Genomic DNA, 17,934 nt, shown 5'->3' with positions numbered 1-17,934 from the left:
ACCCCCATCGGGGGCAGAACCAATTCAGGCCGAAGGGATCCAGCCATGGCAATCGACGACAAAACCAGAACGGAGCTCGAAGCGGCCGCTTTCCGGCGCCTGGTCGATCATCTGAAGACGCGGACCGACGTCCAGAACATCGATCTGATGAATCTGGCCGGCTTCTGCCGCAACTGCCTGTCGAACTGGCTCAAGGACGCCGCCGACGCGCAGGGCGTGAGCTTAAGCAAGGACGAGAGCCGTGAGGCCGTCTACGGCATGCCCTACGAGACCTGGAAGTCGAAATACCAGGGCACGGCCACGCCCGAGCAGGTCGAGGCGATGAAGAAGGTTCACCCCGGGCACTGAACGGCCTCGCCGGCAGTCCGGCGGTGAGTCGCACCACACAACTTCTTTCTTGGCCTCGCCGCAGGAAGGTGTGGGCGCGCTGTGGACGAGCGCGATGCTTGCTTGAACGCAGTCGGCGCCAACCCTAAGGGTTCTGGCAGCACGCGCGGTGAGGATGCCGGCGTCACCTCGTTTTGCCAGTTCCATTTGGAGTACCAAGATGGCCACCACCGCCGCCGTCCGCGACGACGAGCCCGCGACGAAATTTGCCAAGGACCAGCTCAAATCCATCATCGAGCGCATCGAGCGGCTGGAGGAAGAGAAGAAGGCGATCTCCGACGACATCCGCGACGTCTATGCCGAGAGCAAGGGCAATGGCTACGACGTCAAGGCACTGCGCACCATCGTGCGCATGCGCAAGCAGGACCCGAACGAGCGCGCCGAGGCCGAGACCATCCTCGAGACCTATATGCAGGCGCTGGGGATGCTCTGAGGCGATGCGCCTCTAGCACTGCTGCCGTAGCCCGGATGGAGCGCAGCGAAATCCGGGTAGTCCCCGGATTACGCTTTCGCTCCATCCGGGCTACAAGCGTGGCGTGTTGCACTTCGTTTGTGAACGGAGACCGTCGTGACTGCGCCGCCGCTGCCGCGCGAGGTGAACCGTGCCTTCGGCGCTCTTCCGGCGCCGATCGGCAAGCGGCTGCTCCAGGTGCGTGCGCTGATCTTCGCGACCGCTGCGGCGCATAAAGCCGTTGGCGAGCTCACCGAGACCCTGAAATGGGGCGAGCCGGCTTACCTGACCGATGAGACCGGCAGCGGCAGCACGATCCGGCTCGGCCGCCTCAAGGACTCCGAGCACGCCGCCATTTTGTTCAACTGCAAGACGACGCTGGTCGATACGTTCCGCGAGCGCTTTCCCGATGAGTTCGAATATCGGCAGACCAGGGCTTTGCTGTTGCCCCTATCCGGCGCGCTRCCGAAGCAGGAGCTCACCGTCTGCCTCTCGCTGGCGTTGACATATCATCTGGATCGGCGGGTCAGGAAAGCGAGATAGAAGCTGCAGGCTTCGACACTGTAGTCTTGGAAGTGGCGAGGACGCCATTGCGCCGGTCCGGCACGCAGCCTCGATCCGCAGGATTGTCGGTCTCGGTCTCAATTGCCGCGTCCGCGTTTGGCGTCTCGTCGGGCCTGCGCCCGCTTGTTGGCCTGCGAGACTCTTCCGATTTTTTCCGGTGGGAGTTTCTTGATCCGGCGACGGCTTTGGATGGACCGCATGCCGTCATGCGAAGTTGGGGTCGTCTGCGGGCGAGAAAACTGACGCGCCCGACGGAGTGCTAACGCCCGTCGCGCCGCTTCCCCGAGCTCCCGTCGTGCTTCAAACTTTCGGATGCGCCTCAGCTCGTTCTTGACGCGCTTGATGGCGGCAGCGAAAACCGATTGGCGCCGGTTTGCATGCTCTGCCGTGCCGGAGAAACTCTTGCCGCGCGGGTCGGCTGTTCCCTTTGTTTCGCGGCGTCGATGCCGCGACAATGTACGCTCCCTGTCGCGCAGATCCCGAAGTCGGGCGCGAAGGCTCTCAAGTCCATCGCGCTCCATCTCTCCGACCACGGGATGGTGCGTACTCAATATGACTTCGCGCTCGTCGTGATTCAGAAGGCTGAGCTCAGACTTGCATGGAACTGACATCGCATGCTCCTACTTCGCTGTGGCGACTTCCCTTGAGATGCGGCGCCGCTGCGGAAACGCGGAACACCAAGGCAAACGCAATCGCGTCCTCGGACTTTGTCATCGCGTCCGTTCTGGGCGCATTGCCACAATGCGCGTTTGGAATGCGTAGCGATACCGGGTGGATTACCCGTTGGAAGTGGGGGAATCTCCCTTAGTGCGGATGCGCACCAGGCCGGGACGACACTTGAGCGTGTGGCGCTGTCGTGCCCCAGGATTGCGCTGCGCTTCATCCCGGCTTGCGGGACTACCGAACGGCGTGAGGGGAAAGATCTCAGCGCAGCGCCGCGGTGCGCATGACGAACGACGTCGTCTCGAGCTTCGCGGTCGCGCTGCCCGTAAAACTGTCGCAGGACAGGCCCTGCATCGGATCGTCGGCAAAGCCCATCGCGATCACGGCCTGCGGTTTGACGAAATAGCCGCGCAGGGCAACGGTATCCAGCTCGCCCATCAGCGTCACCGACATCGCGCGGCTGGCGCTCGGCGACAGCATCACGATCTTGAGCCAGATGCTCTCGCCCCTGGCGGCGGAGAGGCGGGTCGCGGTTGCGATCCTGCCGTCGATGCTCTTGCCGACCACCGTGTTGATCTCGGTCGCGGGCGCAAGGCCGCGCGTCGCGGCAACGGGGCGGCCTGTGCGCGGGAGCGGCGCGGAGGCGGCGACGACGTTGGCGCGGTCGACCGGGGAGGCGGACGCCGGCGCATAGGCCAGCGCCTGATAGGCCGCGCTGGAGACGCTCGCGGTCGCTTGCGGCTCGGTGGCGGCGGCGAGCGCCTGGCGGGCCTTCAGCGCAGCCACTTGAGCTGGCGTCGCCTGCTGCGGGGTCGCAGGGGTATCCCAGAAGCCGCGTGCATTGATGATGTCGGCCGGGGTCTCGGGCTTGCCCTCAACAGATTTGCCGGCTGTCGGCTTGTCAGCCACGGGCGCGGGCTTCGGCTTGGGCGGTGCAACGAGCTGTGCATCGGCCGAAGCGAGCTGGATCGCGGCGGCGATCTGCGGCTTGGCGCGCGGTGTCGGTACCGGATCGGCCGGCTTGACCGCGGCGGCAACCACGGTCGGCGCAACAGGCTTCGCGGCGGGGGCGGGCGCGCCCTCGTCATCCTCGTCGTTGCTCGTGGCGGCCGGAGCCGACTTGCTCTTGAACAGGGCGGCAAAGAAATTCGGCTTGCTGCCGGAATCGTCGCCAGCGCCGCGGCGCTCGATGTCGGCCTTGGCCAGCTCATAGCCCTTCAGCGGCGTGCCGTCGGTCGGAACGTGGACCGTGCGGCCATCCGGGAACACGCGGGCGAGCTGGTCATGCGTCATGCGCGGCCAGTGCCGGATGCTGCCGGTATCCAGATGGACGAAGGGCGAGCCGGAGGTCGGATAGAAGCCGACGCCGCCGCGCTGCAGGCGCAGGCCGGCGAAGCGGATCTGCTCCAGCGGCACGCCCGGAATGTGGAAGTCCATCGCATGCCCGAGCATGTGCTGACTGAAGCGCGCCACGCCCGAGGAGCGGCGGCGGAGCATCGCGTTGGTGGCGGGGGAACGGTAGGAGGAGATGATCTGGATCGGCTGCTTGCCGTCGACGTCGCGGTAGACTTCCCAGAGGATGTCGAACAGGCGACGGTCCATGACCGTCTCGTCTTGGGTCCGCCAGTCGCGCAGGAAGTGGTTGAGCTGCTTTAGCGCGGCCTCGTCGAAGCGGCCATCGCGCTTGAAGGTGACGGTGAGGTCTTCGCCGGWATGGGTGTGGTGGAACGAGAGCGTCTTGGTCTCGTTCAGCGCGGCGGCGTCATGGACCGAGCCCGYGGCAGCAAGCAGCAGTGCGGAAGCGAGGCCAATCCGGGATCCGGCCTTCACTCCCGCATGGGACAACGACAGCACTGCGAATTTGCGTGCGAAACCTGTCAGCACGAATGAGCCCACCCAGTCGACGAGCGTTCAAAATGGACTCTCCCGGCAACCCCGTTAGCGCGCGAAAGAGGATGAACGCTTTCTTAAAGCGAGAAGGTTAATTCGAGGTTGACCTTTTCGACCCCAAACCAAGTCAGAGTACGAACCTAAGCGGTTCAGTGTGGCAAAAAAACGCCCGCTGCCGGAGTTCGGGTGGAGAATGGTTAACGTTAAGCGACCCCATCCAGGGGGATGAGGTCACTGATCTTACTAGAGAATTTCCGACAAAGACCGATCGGGGAGGCCTCAGCGGGTAAACACCCGCTGCTGCTGCGGCCGGCGGCCGACCGGAGCCGGCGGCGGGGTCGGCGCCCCGAACAGCCGCTCGAAGAAGTTCGGACCCGACGAGCCGAAGCCGCCGCCACCGTTGTTGGCGACCGCAACGCCCGAGGGCAGCGTCGTCGCCGGGCGCGAATAGCTCGGCTGGGAGTGTGCGACGACGTTCTCGAGATCCTTGCCGCGGCTGTTCTTCAGGATGTTGATCATGGTCGCGTCACGGCCATAGACGTCCTTGCGGATTTGCAGCTTGCCGCCATCGTCCACGAACGCGGTCTGATAGGTGATGTTGACCGGAATCGGCGTCGGGAATTTCAGGTCGATCTCGCTCTTGCCGTACATGCTGCGCACGCGCTCCGGCGTGTACTTCTCGTTCGGCATGGCGATGTTGAGCAGAACGGAGGCGTACTGATCCGGGTTCTGCACGCGCATGCAGCCATGGCTGAAGGCGCGATCGTCCCTGGCGAACAGGTTCTTGTCCGGCGTGTCGTGCTGATAGACTAGGAACTTGTTCGGGAAGTTGAAGCGGATGCGGCCGAGCGCGTTGGCTTCGCCGGGCGGCTGCGAGATGTGCACGGAGCCGTCGCGGTTCTGCTCGAGCTTGAGGCCCATGCGCTGGAGCACGGTCGGGTCCTGCTGAAGCGCCGGCAGATATTCGTTGTAGACGATCGACGGCGGCACGTTCCAGGTCGGATTGACCGTGATGTACTTCATCGTCTCGGTGAGCAGCGGGGTCGCATGCGTGCCCGGCTTGCCGGTGACGACGCGGGTGGTCCAGACCTGCTGGCCGCGCTGCATCACCTTCAGCGTGTAGTCGGGAATGTTGAGGATGACATAGGCATCGCCCAGCGAGGGAACGCCGAGGTCGCGCGGCAGCCAGCGCCAGCGCTCCATGTTCACCAGCACCGTGTCGATCTGCTTGTCGCGCTTCGGGGTGTTGATCGCCTTGACGGTCTTGTCGTCGAGGATGCCGGTCGCTTTCATCTCGACGCCGCTCTGGAATTTGCGCACGGCTTCGGCGACGGTGGCGTCATAGCGGGTGTCGCTGGCGTTCTCGGCGAGGCCGAGCTTGGCGCGGAGCTGCGGCACGCGCGGATCTTCGACGACGATCTCAGCCTGCTTCTTGCCGGCCGGAGTGTATTTCAGCGCCGGACCGTCGGCGATCTCGATCACCGGGCCGCTGCCCTGGCCGCGCAGCTCGGCGAGCTTGGCCTTCAGCTCCTTGTAGAGCTTCTGCGGCGGGTTGTAGCTGTCGAGCGCTGCGGAGGCATCGGCTGCGGTCGTGACCTTGGCGAGCACGTCGCTCGGATCGACCGGATGCTCGGGATAGAGGATGTCGCCGCTGACCTGCGACCAGTGCATGCGGCCGCTCTGGGCCTGGCGCGCATAGTCGAACATGCTGGCGGTGAGCTTCAGCTCGGCATCGGCGAGCGCATCGGGCGTCGTGGCGGCGGCGAAATCCGGCACCGGGTAGTCGGCGGGATTGAGGCCATCGGAGGCCGCATCCTTCAGCCGCGCGATCACGCCCTTGGCCGCGGCGGTCAGGCTGCCGGCCTGGGTCCAGACCGGCGCGAAGTCGCGTGCACCGTAAAACTTCTCGATCGCGGCGCGCTCGTTCTTGCGGTCGAAATGGCGCGAGGTCTTGGCGCCGATGATGTCCTTGAGCTTGTCGGCGACCGGCTGGTCGGCAGCGGGAACGTTGCTCGCGGCCTTCACGGGCTCGGCGGCCGGAGCCGCAGCGGGGGCCGCAGGCCCGGCCGGCGTTGCCGTCGCGGTGTCGGCCTTTGCCGGTTCGGATTTGGCGGGCTCGGTCTTGGCGGGCTCGATCTTGGCGGTTTCGCTCTTCGGCGCCTCAGGTGCAGGCGTGGTGGCGACGTCGGAAGGCTTGGTCTCGACCTTTTCGGGGGCCGGTGCGGCTTCGGCCTTCACCGGTTCCTTGGTCGGCTCCTTTGCGGAATCCTGAACCGTCGCGGTGGTGTCGAGCTTGATGTCGGATGCGGTCGGGGGCGGGACGTTGGCGGGCTCGGGGCGCGGGATCGCGGCTTCGATCGCGAGTTCGGCGGCGCTGCTGCGCGCCTGATCCTGCGCCAGGGCCGAGCTGGCCGATACCGTGAGGAAGGTCGCCGCGACCGTCATCAAGACGCGGTCAAAGCCCGCACGGTGGTTCAAACAGTCACGCATTGTGTCGCACCCCTCGGGTGAACTGTCCCTCGTGGAACAGCTTCATTATCGCCTAATGAGCTTCGGGCTAAACTGCGCCGGCCGCTCGAAAGTTGCACGCCTGCACGCAACGATTCATACGCGGACGAACGAATCCTACGCAGACGATATACAGGCCCCGTTTGGGCGGCCAGCGCTACCCGGGACAACTCACGACAAACTGACTTCAAGAAAGCCCGTTTGCAACGGATTGTGCGGCTTTGGCAGACGCTTTTCCATGTGTCTGTCACTTCCAAGTCACGGTTCACGTCGCAGCCGGATTTTGCCGTAATGCGAAGGGCTTGCGGCGTCATCGCAACGCCAGGCGAACCTCCGTTCGCATGAGGCTCAGGGCGTCTCCTCACCGCTTTTGCCGCCATGTCCGGGAACCCCGGCTTCGTCGAGCTTGCGGTAGAGCGTGGACCGGCCGATTTTGAGGCGGCGGGCGACCTCGGACATCTGTCCCCGATAATGCGAGATCGCGAAACGGATGATCTCGTTCTCCATGTCGTCCAGCGGGCGGACGTCGCCGGTGGGGGTCAGCATGGAAAGGGTGCCCGCCAGCGGCAGCGGCGCGATCGGTATTTCACCACCCGACACCACCGAGGGCGCCGCGATCGGCTCGAGCATCAGCGGCGCGGTCGGGATGTCGGTCTCGAGATGCGGCTGCGGGGTGAGCAGGGGGAAGTCGGCAAGGTCAAGCTGGTCGCCCTCGCTCATCACCACCGCGCGGTAGACCGCGTTTTCGAGCTGGCGGATGTTGCCGGGCCAGTCGAGCTGGGCGAGGTGCGCCACGGCCTCGCCGCTGATGCCGGTGATGAGGCGGTTCTCCTCGGCGGCAAAGCGCGCCAGGAAATGCCGGAGCAGATGCGGGATGTCCTCACGCCGCGCCCGCAGCGAGGGGATCGTCAGCGGCAGCACGTGGAGCCGATAGAACAGGTCCTCGCGGAAATGGCCCTGCTTCACCCGCTCCRGCAGCCTGCGGTTGGTCGCGGAGATGATCCGGACGTCGACCTTCAACGGCTTGCGCCCGCCGACTGCTTCGACCGCGCCTTCCTGAAGTGCGCGCAGCAGCTTGACCTGCGCGGTGAGCGGCAGCTCGCTGACCTCGTCCAGGAACAGCGTGCCGCCATGAGCCTCGACGAACTTGCCGGTGTGTCGTTCGGTGGCGCCGGTGAAGGCGCCCTTCTCGTGGCCGAACAGGATCGACTCAACCAGATTGTCGGGGATCGCGCCGCAATTGACCGCGACGAACGGCTTGGTCTTGCGCTCGCCGCTGCCATGGATGGCGCGTGCGAACATCTCCTTGCCGACGCCGGACTCGCCTTCGATCAGCACGGGGATCGACGAGCCCGCGGCCTTCTGCGCGGCGCGCATCACGGCCGCCATCGCCTCGGCGCGGGTGATGATGTCGGAGAAAGTCAGCCGGCCCTCGCGGCTGTGACGGATACGCTGCAACTCGCCCTTGAGCGCGGAGGCATTGAGTGCGTTGCGCAGAGAGACCTGGAGCCGTTCCAAGCCAACCGGCTTGACGACGAAATCGGCCGCGCCCGCGCGCATCGCCGAGATCACGTTGTCGATGCCGCCATGGGCGGTCTGCACGATGACGGGGACGCCGAGGCCGGCCTCGCGGATTTTCGCCAGCACGCCCATGCCGTCGAGGCCGGGCATCACGAGATCGAGGATGACGGCGTCGATCGCCGGTGCATCGGGGGCGGTGAGGGCGGCGATCGCGGCGTCGCCGGAGTCCACGACGACCGTCTCATAGCCGCATTTCTGCACCATGTTCTCGACCAGCCGGCGGGCTACTGCGTCGTCGTCGGCGATCAAAATACAGGCAGCCATGGTGTTCCCCGCACGCTACTACTATCTGTCTCGAATCGGGTCACTCTGGCCGAAGCCGATTAACGCACTCTTAAACCTTGATGCCCCCGCCCGCCGTCGCGCTTGTTGAACACAGGTTTCCCACACAATGAATTCGCGCCCCAAATCTGCTCTCAAGAAGTCTGCCTCCAGCAAGCCCGCTCTCCGCAAGCCAAGCACCAGGAAATCCGCCGCCAAGGCAAAGTCCTCCAAATCTTTGCCCGCAAAGCCTGCGGGCAAGACCGGCAGGCTTCCGGAGTGGAACCTCGCCGACCTCTATTCCGGGATCGATGCGCCGGAAGTGGCGCGCGATCTCGAAAGGATGGACGCCGRTTGCGTCGCGTTCGAGACCGACTACAAGGGCAAGCTCGCCACAGGGACAGCAAACGAAGATGGCGGAAAATGGCTCGCCGAGGCGGTGCGACACTATGAGGCGATCGACGATCTCGCCGGGCGTCTCGGCTCCTATGCCGGTCTCGTCCATGCCGGCGACAGCGTTGATCCCAAGATTTCAAAGTTTTACGGCGATGTCTCGGAGCGGCTGACGGCGGCGTCCACGCATCTCCTGTTCTTCGCGCTCGAGCTCAACCGCGTCGATGACGATATTTTGAACCGCGCGATGCAGGCCGCGGAGCTCGCGCATTACCGTCCCTGGATCGAGGATCTGCGCAAGGAGAAGCCGTACCAGCTCGACGACAAGCTCGAGCAGCTCTTCCTCGAGAAGTCACAGACCGGCTATTCCGCCTTCAACCGGCTGTTCGACCAGACCATCTCCGGCCTGCGCTTCAAGGTCGGCGCCAAAGAGCTCGCGATCGAGCCGACGCTCAATTTCCTGCAGGACCGTGACGGCACAAAGCGCAAGGCTGCGGCCGAAGCGTTGGCAAAGACCTTCAAGGCCAATGAGCGCACCTTTGCGCTGATCACCAACACGCTCGCCAAGGACAAGGACATCTCCGACAATTGGCGCGGGTTCAAGGACGTCGCGGATTCTCGGCATCTGAGCAATCGCGTCGAGCGCGAGGTGGTGGACGCGCTGGTCGCCTCGGTGCGCGCGGCCTATCCAAAGCTGTCGCATCGCTATTATGCGTTGAAGGCGAAGTGGTTCGGCAAGAAGCGGCTGGCTTATTGGGACCGCAACGCGCCGCTGCCGTTCGCTGCGACCGACGTCATCGGCTGGCCCGATGCGCGCAACATGGTGCTGACGGCCTATCGCGGCTTCTCGCCAAAAATGGCCGATATCGCCGAGCGCTTCTTCACCGATCGCTGGATCGACGCGCCGGTTCGCCCCGGCAAGGCGCCGGGCGCGTTCTCGCATCCGACCACGCCGTCGGCGCATCCTTACGTGCTGATGAACTACCAGGGCAAGCCGCGCGACGTGATGACGCTCGCGCATGAACTCGGCCATGGCGTGCACCAGGTGCTGGCCGCGAAGAACGGCGCGCTGATGGCGCCGACGCCGCTGACGCTGGCCGAGACCGCGAGCGTGTTCGGCGAGATGCTGACCTTCCGCCGGCTGCTGGCGCAGACCAAGAGCGCCAGGCAGCGCCAGGCGCTGCTCGCCGGCAAGGTCGAGGACATGATCAACACCGTGGTGCGGCAGATCGCGTTCTATTCGTTCGAGCGCGCGGTCCACACCGAGCGCAAGAACGGCGAGCTCACCGCGACGCGGCTTGGCGAGATCTGGCTGTCGGTGCAGGGCGAGAGCCTCGGGCCGGCGATCGAGATCAAGGCGGGCTATGAGAACTACTGGATGTACATCCCGCACTTCATCCACTCGCCGTTCTACGTCTACGCCTATGCCTTCGGCGATTGTCTCGTGAACTCGCTCTACGCCGTCTACGAGAATGCGGCCGGGGGCTTTGCCGAGCGCTACCTCGACATGCTCGCCGCCGGCGGCACCAAGCATTATTCCGAGCTGCTGCGGCCGTTCGGGCTCGATGCCAAGGATCCCAAATTCTGGGACGGCGGTCTCTCGGTCATCGCCGGGATGATCGACGAGCTCGAGGCGATGGGCTGAGGTAAAGCGCGAGTTCCTTCCCGGCGCACGGAATGCGGGTGTCGCAAGTTTTTGTGGCCCCCAGTTCCATCCATGCGCGCGGGCGACCTTCGCGGCGGAGGCCGGCAATTCGCTACGTGCGATTGAACGTTCGCGCGGCCCGCAAGACTAACTCAACAGATACTCGGAAATGATTTTCTACTATTGATTGTGGATTGATCGGTTTCTCCCTGGGGAGGCACCCATGCTCCATCAAGGGCCCGCCACGCCGGTTCCGATGGCGAGAAATGCTGCCGCCGTCGATCAGGAAACGCCCTGGTGCGAGAAGCACCATCAGATCGTTTGCGATGAGATCGAGGCGATCAACACCCGCCGCGAGCCGGAACGGCGCCTCGACGCCGACGGCCTGCAACCCTGCCAGTTGCTCGACGTCGTCGGACTTGCGTTGTCCGGCGGTGGCATTCGCTCGTCGGCCGTTTGCCTCGGCGTGCTCCAGGCACTGAACCACCACAACCTGATCGGCCGGATCGACTATCTCTCCACGGTGTCGGGCGGCGGCTATATCGGCACCTCGCTCAGCGCCACCATGACGACCGCACGGCGCTTTGTGTTCGGCGAGAGACCCGCCGGCGGAACCGTCACGTCCGCCGAGATCAGCGATACGCCGTCGGTCGGACACCTGCGCAACTATTCCAACTATCTGATCCCCGCCGGTGCCCGCGATCTCCTGACCGGAGTTGCGATCGTCGTGCGGGGACTGGTCGCCAATATCGGGTTGACGTTGCCCATCGTGCTGCTGCTTGCCGCCATCACCATCTGGTCAACGCCGCTGCGGAGCTGCCTGACGGATGCGAACATCTTCGGCATCAGTCTCAACAACAGGTCGTTGTGCGAGCTGCATGATTTCAGCGACATCGATCGTTACGGTTTCAGCACATTCGGCCTGGTCGTCGCGCTGGTGATGTTCGCTTGCAGCGGGCTCGCCTATTTCACCTCCCGCTCGGTCCGCGGCAGCGGTCCCAGTGTCGTGTTCGCCTATATTGGCGGGATCGCGCTGTTGCTGGGCGTCGCGTGCGACTTCGCGAGGTTTCTCAAGGTCCAGCATTTTGCGCTGAGCCTGTCGATCGCAATCATCGGCGGCGTCCTGTTCTTCGGATGGGCGCTCAAGCAGTCGCTCGCGAGCCCCGGCAAGCGGCAGGAGTTCCGTTCGCACTGGCCGAGCATGGGCGCGACCTTCCTGGTGCTGCTGGCGGTGATCGCCTTCTTCGAGTTTCAACCCTTCATGCTGGAGCAGATGTTCGATGTCGCCGAGAGCAGCGCAATCGGTGGACCGGCTGCTGCGGTTGCGATCACCTGGATCAAGTCGCTCGCGGCAGTGGCTGCGCCAATCGGTGTCTTCGTCACCGCGTTCAGGCAGCAATTCGTGGAATTGCTGAAGGGCAACAGCGCATCCTCGCAATGGGGTTCGCTTGTGCTCGCGGTCGTGGCCAAGGTCGCGCTATGGATCGCGGGCCTTGCGCTTCCGCTCGTCATCTGGGTCGCATACCTCTATCTATCCTATTGGGGCATCGCCAACGATCTGTTCGAGAGGTGCCCGTCCGTTATGGGCGCAACCTCCCAGCGAGAGTGCCTGGTCAATGCCAAATCGAACGCGCCGTCCGGAAGCCTCGCAGGCAGGATTCAGTTCGATGTCAGCAAGGGGACCTTGTCGGCGGAAATCACGCCGAAAGCCGCACCGCAGGTCGTGGCAGATGCCGAGCAGTTGACGCCGATCTGGCACACGCCCGCCTGGCTCCTGTTCCTGGCTCAGAAAGCGGGGCAGGTGGTTCAGGTTCGTTTTCCCAGCCTGTTCCAGGGCAATGCTTCGGAGCTCGCCTACTCCTACAGCCTGCACATGGTGATCCTCTACACGTTCGCCGGCGCCCTGCTGTTCGCCATCTCGTTCTGCCTGACGCCGAATGCGAACTCGTTGCACCGGCTCTATCGCGATCGCCTGAGCAAGGCCTTCCTGTTCGATCCGACGCGTTCGGCCGACGGGCGCGTCGCGCCCGCCGAAGCCAGTCTCGACCAGGGGCGCGATTTCAAGGCGCTCGATCGCATGAAGCTGACGGATCTCTACGCCGCTCCGGCCGCGACGGCCCGGATTCCAGGGCAGCCGGCTGCGCCGAAGCTGCACGCGCCCTATCAGCTCATCAATACGGCGCTGAATATTCAGGGCTCCGACTTTGCCAACCGGCGCGGGCGCAACGCGGACTTCTTCGTGTTCTCCGCCCTGAACGTCGGCAGCGAGGCGACGGGCTATGCGCCCACCGATCTGGTGCAGGACGACGAGCAAAGTCTCGATCTCGCCACCGCAATGGCGATTTCCGGAGCCGCGGCCTCCTCGAACATGGGTTCGAGCTCGATCAAGGCGCTGACGCCCACGCTTGCGCTCCTCAACGTCCGGCTCGGCTATTGGCTGAAGAACCCGCGTTACGTCGATGAGCGTGTCCGGCCGCAGCGCCGCTCCACGCCGATCTATTTCTGGTCGGAGATCTCGGGGCGCCTGTACGAGAACAGCGACAGCGTCTATCTGACGGACGGCGGTCATATCGAGAATCTCGGCGTCTACGAGCTGTTGCGCCGCCGCTGCAAGGTGATCATCGCGGTCGATGCGGAAGCCGATGCGCCGATGAATTTCGGTTCCCTGATGACGTTGCAGCGTTACGCCCGCATCGATCTCGGCGTCCGCATCGACCTGCCATGGACGCCGATTCGCGAGCGCACGCGTGCGCTGATGGCGCGCAATGCCGACAAGGCGGGTGATCCCGGCGCGGCCGACGAGCGCGACGACATTGCGCGAGACCACGTCCACGTCGCGATCGGCACCATCGACTACGGAGGCGACGAGCAGGGTTATCTCGTTTACGTCAAATCGTCGCTCAATGGCGACGAGAACGACTACATCCGGGACTACGCGCGGCGAAACGACCGCTTCCCGCACGAGACCACGGGTGACCAGTTCTTCTCGGAGGAGCAGTTCGAGGTCTACCGCGCGCTGGGCTTCCACATGGCGCACGGTTTCCTGTCCGGTGACAATCCGGTCGCGGTCGGGTCCGGCGTCGATCCGCATATGGCCCGATTCACTGAAGCGGGCGAGCCGGCGATCGACGCGGTCCGCGAGGCGCTCGGTCTTCCGGTACCTCGGCGGCAAACTGCGAGCGTCACCGCCACGATGATCGATCAGGGCTGAGCAGCGCGACAGCCGGATTCCCGGCAATCGGAATTCCAAATCACCTGATTTGCCCGAAAACCGGCCATCGGTGCCGTTGCCCTGCCCGAAGGTTTGCGGTATCCCAGCCCAAGAATTCGACTTTCGACTGGGGACAATACATGGCTGACCATAGCGAAGTGGCGTACACCACCGCCGACGGCAACGACTACGTTGCCCACGAGCAGACCTATGAGGGCTTCATCAAGCTGGTGAAGTACGGCACGGCCTCGGTCGCGCTCATCGTAATCCTGATGGCGATCTTCCTGACCTGACCTATCGGCAGCTGCACACGCCAGCAGCAGCTGCCGCCTACAAAATTTGCATCCAAGCCGGTCCCAAAACCGGTATCGAACGCTGCGGGAGTAACGCTTAAGTTTGCGCGCGCGCTGTCCCGCGTCGCCGGAGGGCCTATGAAGATCGCCGTTGCCAAGGAAATCGATCCGTCGGAGCCGCGTGTTGCCGCTTCGCCTGATACGGTGAAGAAGTTCAAGGCGTTGGGCGCCGAGATCGCCGTCGAGCCGGGCGCCGGCCTCAAATCGGGGCTGCCGGATTCCGAATTCACCGCCGTGGGCGCCACCGTCAGCGCCGATGCGCTGAAGGACGCCGACATCATCATCAAGGTGAAGCGTCCCGAAGCCTCCGAGCTCGCGCAGTACAAGCGCGGTGCGCTCGTCATCGCCATCATGGACCCCTACGGCAACGAGGCCGCGCTGAAGACGATCGCCGATTCCGGCGTCTCCGCCTTCGCGATGGAACTGATGCCGCGCATCACCCGTGCGCAGGTGATGGACGTGCTGTCGTCGCAGGCGAACCTTGCCGGCTACCGCGCCGTGATCGAGGGGGCCGAGGCCTTCGGCCGTGCCTTCCCGATGATGATGACCGCCGCCGGCACCGTGCCCGCCGCAAAGGTGTTCGTGATGGGCGTCGGCGTTGCCGGCCTGCAGGCGATCGCGACCGCGCGCCGTCTCGGCGCGATCGTCACCGCGACCGACGTGCGGCCCGCAACGAAAGAGCAGGTGGAATCGCTCGGTGCGAAGTTCCTCGCCGTCGAGGACGAGGAGTTCAAGAACGCGCAGACCGCCGGCGGCTACGCCAAGGAAATGTCCAAGGAATACCAGGCCAAGCAGGCCGCGCTCACCGCCGAGCACATCAAGAAGCAGGACATCGTCATCACCACTGCGCTCATTCCGGGCCGGCCGGCGCCGAAGCTCATCAGTGCTGAAATGGTCAAGTCGATGAAGCCGGGGTCGGTGCTGGTCGATCTCGCCGTCGAGCGCGGCGGCAATGTCGAGGGCGCAAGGCCGGGCGAGGTCGCCGACGTCGATGGCATCAAGATCGTCGGCTACACCAACGTCGCCGGTCGTGTCGCAGCCTCGGCCTCCAGCCTCTACGCGCGCAATTTGTTCAATTTCATCGAGACCATGATCGACAAGGGCAGCAAAGCCCTTGCCGTGAATTGGGACGACGAACTCGTGAAGGCGACTGCGCTGACCAAGGACGGCGTCGTGATCCACCCGAACTTCCAGCCGAAGGTTTAAGGAGAGCCGCCATGGAGCATGCAGCACAGGTCGTCGACCCCTTCATCTTCCGGCTGTCGATCTTCGTCCTCGCCGTCTTCGTCGGTTATTTCGTGGTGTGGTCGGTGACGCCGGCGCTGCACACGCCGCTGATGAGCGTGACCAACGCGATCTCCTCGGTGATCGTGGTCGGCGCGCTGCTCGCCGGCGGCGTCGCCAATGTCTCGAGCGGCTCGGGCTGGGCACGCGCCTTCGGCTTCGTCGCGCTGATCTTCGCCTGCATCAACATCTTCGGCGGCTTCCTTGTCACCCAGCGCATGCTGGCGATGTACAAGAAGAAGTCGAAGTAAGCGGCCACCTCGGGCTGATGGGATCAATGGGGACCTGAGATGAGCGCCAACCTCTCTGCATTTTTGTATCTCGTGGCGGGAGTGCTGTTCATCCTGTCGCTACGCGGGCTGTCGAGCCCGGCTTCGTCGCGCCAGGGCAATCTGTTCGGCATGATCGGCATGGCGATCGCGGTCGCCACCACGCTCGCCAACCATCCGCCGGCAGACGGCCTCGCCTGGGTGCTCGTCATCGTCGGCATCGCCATCGGTGCCGCGATCGGTGCGGTGATTGCCCGCCGCGTGCCGATGACCTCGATGCCCGAACTGGTCGCCGCCTTCCACTCGCTGGTCGGCATGGCCGCGGTGCTGGTCGCCGCCGGCGCGTTCTACGCGCCGGAAGCCTTCGACATCGGCACCCCCGGCAACATCCATCCGCAGAGCCTGGTCGAGATGTCGCTCGGCGTCGCCATCGGCGCGCTGACCTTCACCGGCTCGGTGATCGCGTTCCTGAAGCTGTCCGCGCGCATGAGCGGCGCGCCGATCATCCTGCCGTTCCGCCACGTCATCAATATCGTGCTTGCAGTTCTGCTCGTCGTCTTCATCGTCGGGCTGGTGATGTCGGGCAGCGCGCTGGACTTCTGGCTGATCGTCATCATCGCGCTGGCGCTCGGCGTGCTCATGATCATCCCGATCGGCGGCGCCGACATGCCGGTCGTGATCTCGATGCTGAACTCCTATTCCGGCTGGGCCGCGGCTGGCATCGGCTTCACGCTGGGCAATTCCGCGCTGATCATCACCGGCGCGCTGGTCGGCTCGTCCGGTGCGATCCTGTCCTACATCATGTGCCACGCGATGAACCGGTCCTTCATCTCGGTCATCCTCGGCGGCTTCGGCGGCGAGACCGCGGCGGCCGGCGCTGGCGGCGGCGAGCAGAAGCCCGCCAAGCTCGGCTCGGCCGACGACGCCGCCTTCATCATGAAGAACGCGCAGAAGGTCATCATCGTGCCCGGCTACGGCATGGCGGTGGCGCAGGCCCAGCACGCGCTGCGCGAAATGGGCGACATCCTGAAGAAGGAAGGCGTCGAGGTGAAGTACGCCATTCATCCGGTCGCGGGCCGCATGCCCGGGCACATGAACGTGCTGCTCGCCGAAGCCAACGTCCCCTACGACGAGGTGTTCGAGCTCGAGGACATCAACTCCGAATTCGCGCAGGCCGACATCGCCTTCGTGATCGGCGCCAACGACGTCACCAATCCGGCGGCCGAAGAGGACAAGACCTCGCCGATCTACGGCATGCCCGTGCTCCAGGTCTGGAAGGCCGGCACCGTGATGTTCATCAAGCGCTCGCTCGCCTCGGGCTATGCCGGTATCGACAATCCGCTGTTCTATCGCGACAACACCATGATGCTGCTCGGTGACGCCAAGAAGGTCACCGAGAACATCGTCAAGGCGATGTAGGGCGGGTAGGCGAGCGGACCGTGGCCCTGAACAAGGAGTGGCACCGGTCCCATCGCATGCCACCGACGGCGACACGCGAGCAGCGTGTCGCATGGCACGCCGCCCATGCGGCGGCGTGCGGCTGCCGCGAGATTCCCTTGAGCATCCGGCCGGACGTCCTCAAACTGCTCACGAGCCGCCGCAAATCCTGAACTCCGGAATGGCGGGCCGCGATGACATTCCTGAAATGGACCGCCACCATCCTCGCGGCCGGCTACCTCGCCGGTCTCGTCCTGYTGTTTGCCAAACAGCGCGCCATGCTGTTTCCGATTCCGACGGCCGAGCGCACGGCGCCTGCCGCCGCGGGACTTCCAGACGCCGAAGAGCATGTCCTGACGACGTCTGACGGCGAGAAGGTCATCGTCTGGCACGTGCCGCCAAAGCCTGGCCGTGCCGTGGTGCTGTTCTTCCACGGCAACGGCGATTCTCTGGCCGGCCTTGCCGGCCACTTCAAGGCGATCACGGCTGACGGCACCGGTCTCGTCGCGCTGTCCTATCGCGGCTATTCGGGCTCCAGCGGCGCGCCGGGCGAAGATGGCCTGCTGCGCGATGGCGCGGCCGCGTACGCGTTCGCGGTGGCGCGCTATGACGCCCGGCGCCTCGTCGCCTGGGGCTTCTCGCTCGGGACTGGCGTTGCGGTCGCCGTCGCCTCCGAACATCCGGTCGGGAAGCTGATCCTCGAGGCGCCCTATTCGTCGATCGCCGACGTCGCCGCCGCGCATTTCTGGTTCGCTCCGGTTCGCCTCCTGATCCGCGACCCCTTCCACTCGGATGAGCGCATCGCACGCGTCACGGCTCCGCTCCTGATCATGCATGGCGCGCAGGACCAGACCATCCCGATCGCATTCGGCGAGAAATTGTTTGCGCTGGCCCGCGAGCCGAAGCAGTTCGTCCGCATTCCCGGCGGCGGGCACGACGATCTCGGCAGCTTTGGTGCCATCGAGATCGCACGAAACTTCATCAATGGGTCCTGAGGGCTGACGGATGCGATCTTCTCGCGCATAATCGGTCTCCCA

General features: G+C 64.7%; 13 protein-coding genes. 10 read left to right on the top strand and 3 right to left on the bottom strand.

What is annotated here, in order from left to right; genetic code table 11:
* Positions 1-45 precede the first annotated feature (45 nt).
* The 3 genes from AB4Z51_RS05170 to AB4Z51_RS05160 all read left to right on the top strand — a co-directional run bounded on the left by AB4Z51_RS05170 (position 46) and on the right by AB4Z51_RS05160 (position 1,381).
* Positions 46-348: a DUF1244 domain-containing protein gene (locus tag AB4Z51_RS05170; protein WP_028154102.1), complete on the top strand. Its 303-nt coding sequence runs from the start codon at positions 46-48 to the stop codon at positions 346-348.
* A gap of 199 nt (positions 349-547) precedes the next feature.
* Positions 548-820 (top strand): DUF2312 domain-containing protein, encoded by a 273-nt coding sequence (locus AB4Z51_RS05165; protein WP_094976882.1) that lies wholly within the window; start codon positions 548-550, stop codon positions 818-820.
* Positions 821-955: 135 nt separating this feature from the next.
* A complete protein-coding gene (locus AB4Z51_RS05160; protein WP_135216423.1) occupies positions 956-1,381 on the top strand; it encodes a DUF1801 domain-containing protein in 426 nt (141 codons plus the stop codon).
* A 945-nt stretch (positions 1,382-2,326) separates the two neighbouring features.
* Here AB4Z51_RS05160 and AB4Z51_RS05155 read toward each other — a convergent pair.
* The 3 genes from AB4Z51_RS05155 to AB4Z51_RS05145 all read right to left on the bottom strand — a co-directional run bounded on the left by AB4Z51_RS05155 (position 2,327) and on the right by AB4Z51_RS05145 (position 8,308).
* Positions 2,327-3,949 (bottom strand): DUF882 domain-containing protein, encoded by a 1,623-nt coding sequence (locus AB4Z51_RS05155; protein WP_441497127.1) that lies wholly within the window; start codon positions 3,947-3,949, stop codon positions 2,327-2,329.
* Between the two features lie 285 nt (positions 3,950-4,234).
* Complete coding sequence (locus AB4Z51_RS05150) at positions 4,235-6,445, bottom strand: L,D-transpeptidase family protein (protein WP_441497126.1); 2,211 nt, start codon at positions 6,443-6,445, stop codon at positions 4,235-4,237.
* A gap of 366 nt (positions 6,446-6,811) precedes the next feature.
* Entirely contained in the window at positions 6,812-8,308 is a 1,497-nt protein-coding gene (locus AB4Z51_RS05145) for a sigma-54-dependent transcriptional regulator (protein WP_441497125.1), read from the bottom strand.
* A gap of 127 nt (positions 8,309-8,435) precedes the next feature.
* Between AB4Z51_RS05145 and AB4Z51_RS05140 the strand changes: the two genes are divergently transcribed.
* From AB4Z51_RS05140 to AB4Z51_RS05110, 7 genes are all read left to right on the top strand, one after another.
* Entirely contained in the window at positions 8,436-10,343 is a 1,908-nt protein-coding gene (locus AB4Z51_RS05140) for a M3 family oligoendopeptidase (RefSeq protein WP_441497124.1), read from the top strand.
* 223 nt (positions 10,344-10,566) lie between these two features.
* The gene (locus AB4Z51_RS05135; protein ID WP_063981114.1) at positions 10,567-13,554 is read left to right on the top strand and encodes a cell division protein; all 2,988 of its coding nucleotides are present in this window, start codon (positions 10,567-10,569) and stop codon (positions 13,552-13,554) included.
* A gap of 140 nt (positions 13,555-13,694) precedes the next feature.
* Positions 13,695-13,847, top strand: a complete 153-nt coding sequence (locus AB4Z51_RS05130; RefSeq protein ID WP_008136857.1) for an aa3-type cytochrome c oxidase subunit IV — start codon at positions 13,695-13,697, stop codon at positions 13,845-13,847.
* A gap of 138 nt (positions 13,848-13,985) precedes the next feature.
* On the top strand, positions 13,986-15,113 hold the full coding sequence (locus AB4Z51_RS05125) for a Re/Si-specific NAD(P)(+) transhydrogenase subunit alpha (protein ID WP_135216418.1): 1,128 nt from the start codon (positions 13,986-13,988) through the stop codon (positions 15,111-15,113).
* Positions 15,114-15,124: 11 nt separating this feature from the next.
* Positions 15,125-15,442, top strand: coding sequence for a proton-translocating transhydrogenase family protein (locus tag AB4Z51_RS05120; RefSeq protein ID WP_014492434.1), 318 nt, complete (start codon positions 15,125-15,127; stop codon positions 15,440-15,442).
* Between the two features lie 39 nt (positions 15,443-15,481).
* A complete protein-coding gene (locus AB4Z51_RS05115) occupies positions 15,482-16,879 on the top strand; it encodes an NAD(P)(+) transhydrogenase (Re/Si-specific) subunit beta (RefSeq protein ID WP_135216417.1) in 1,398 nt (465 codons plus the stop codon).
* Between the two features lie 212 nt (positions 16,880-17,091).
* Positions 17,092-17,892: an alpha/beta hydrolase gene (locus AB4Z51_RS05110; RefSeq protein WP_135216416.1), complete on the top strand. Its 801-nt coding sequence runs from the start codon at positions 17,092-17,094 to the stop codon at positions 17,890-17,892.
* The last annotated feature ends 42 nt before the right edge of the window (positions 17,893-17,934 follow it).

It is taken from the genome of Bradyrhizobium sp. 2TAF36 (assembly GCF_052114925.1).
Lineage (GTDB): Bacteria > Pseudomonadota > Alphaproteobacteria > Rhizobiales > Xanthobacteraceae > Bradyrhizobium > Bradyrhizobium barranii.
The sequence above is the reverse complement of the archived record's forward strand: the minus strand, read 5'-3'. Positions and strand labels throughout refer to the sequence as shown.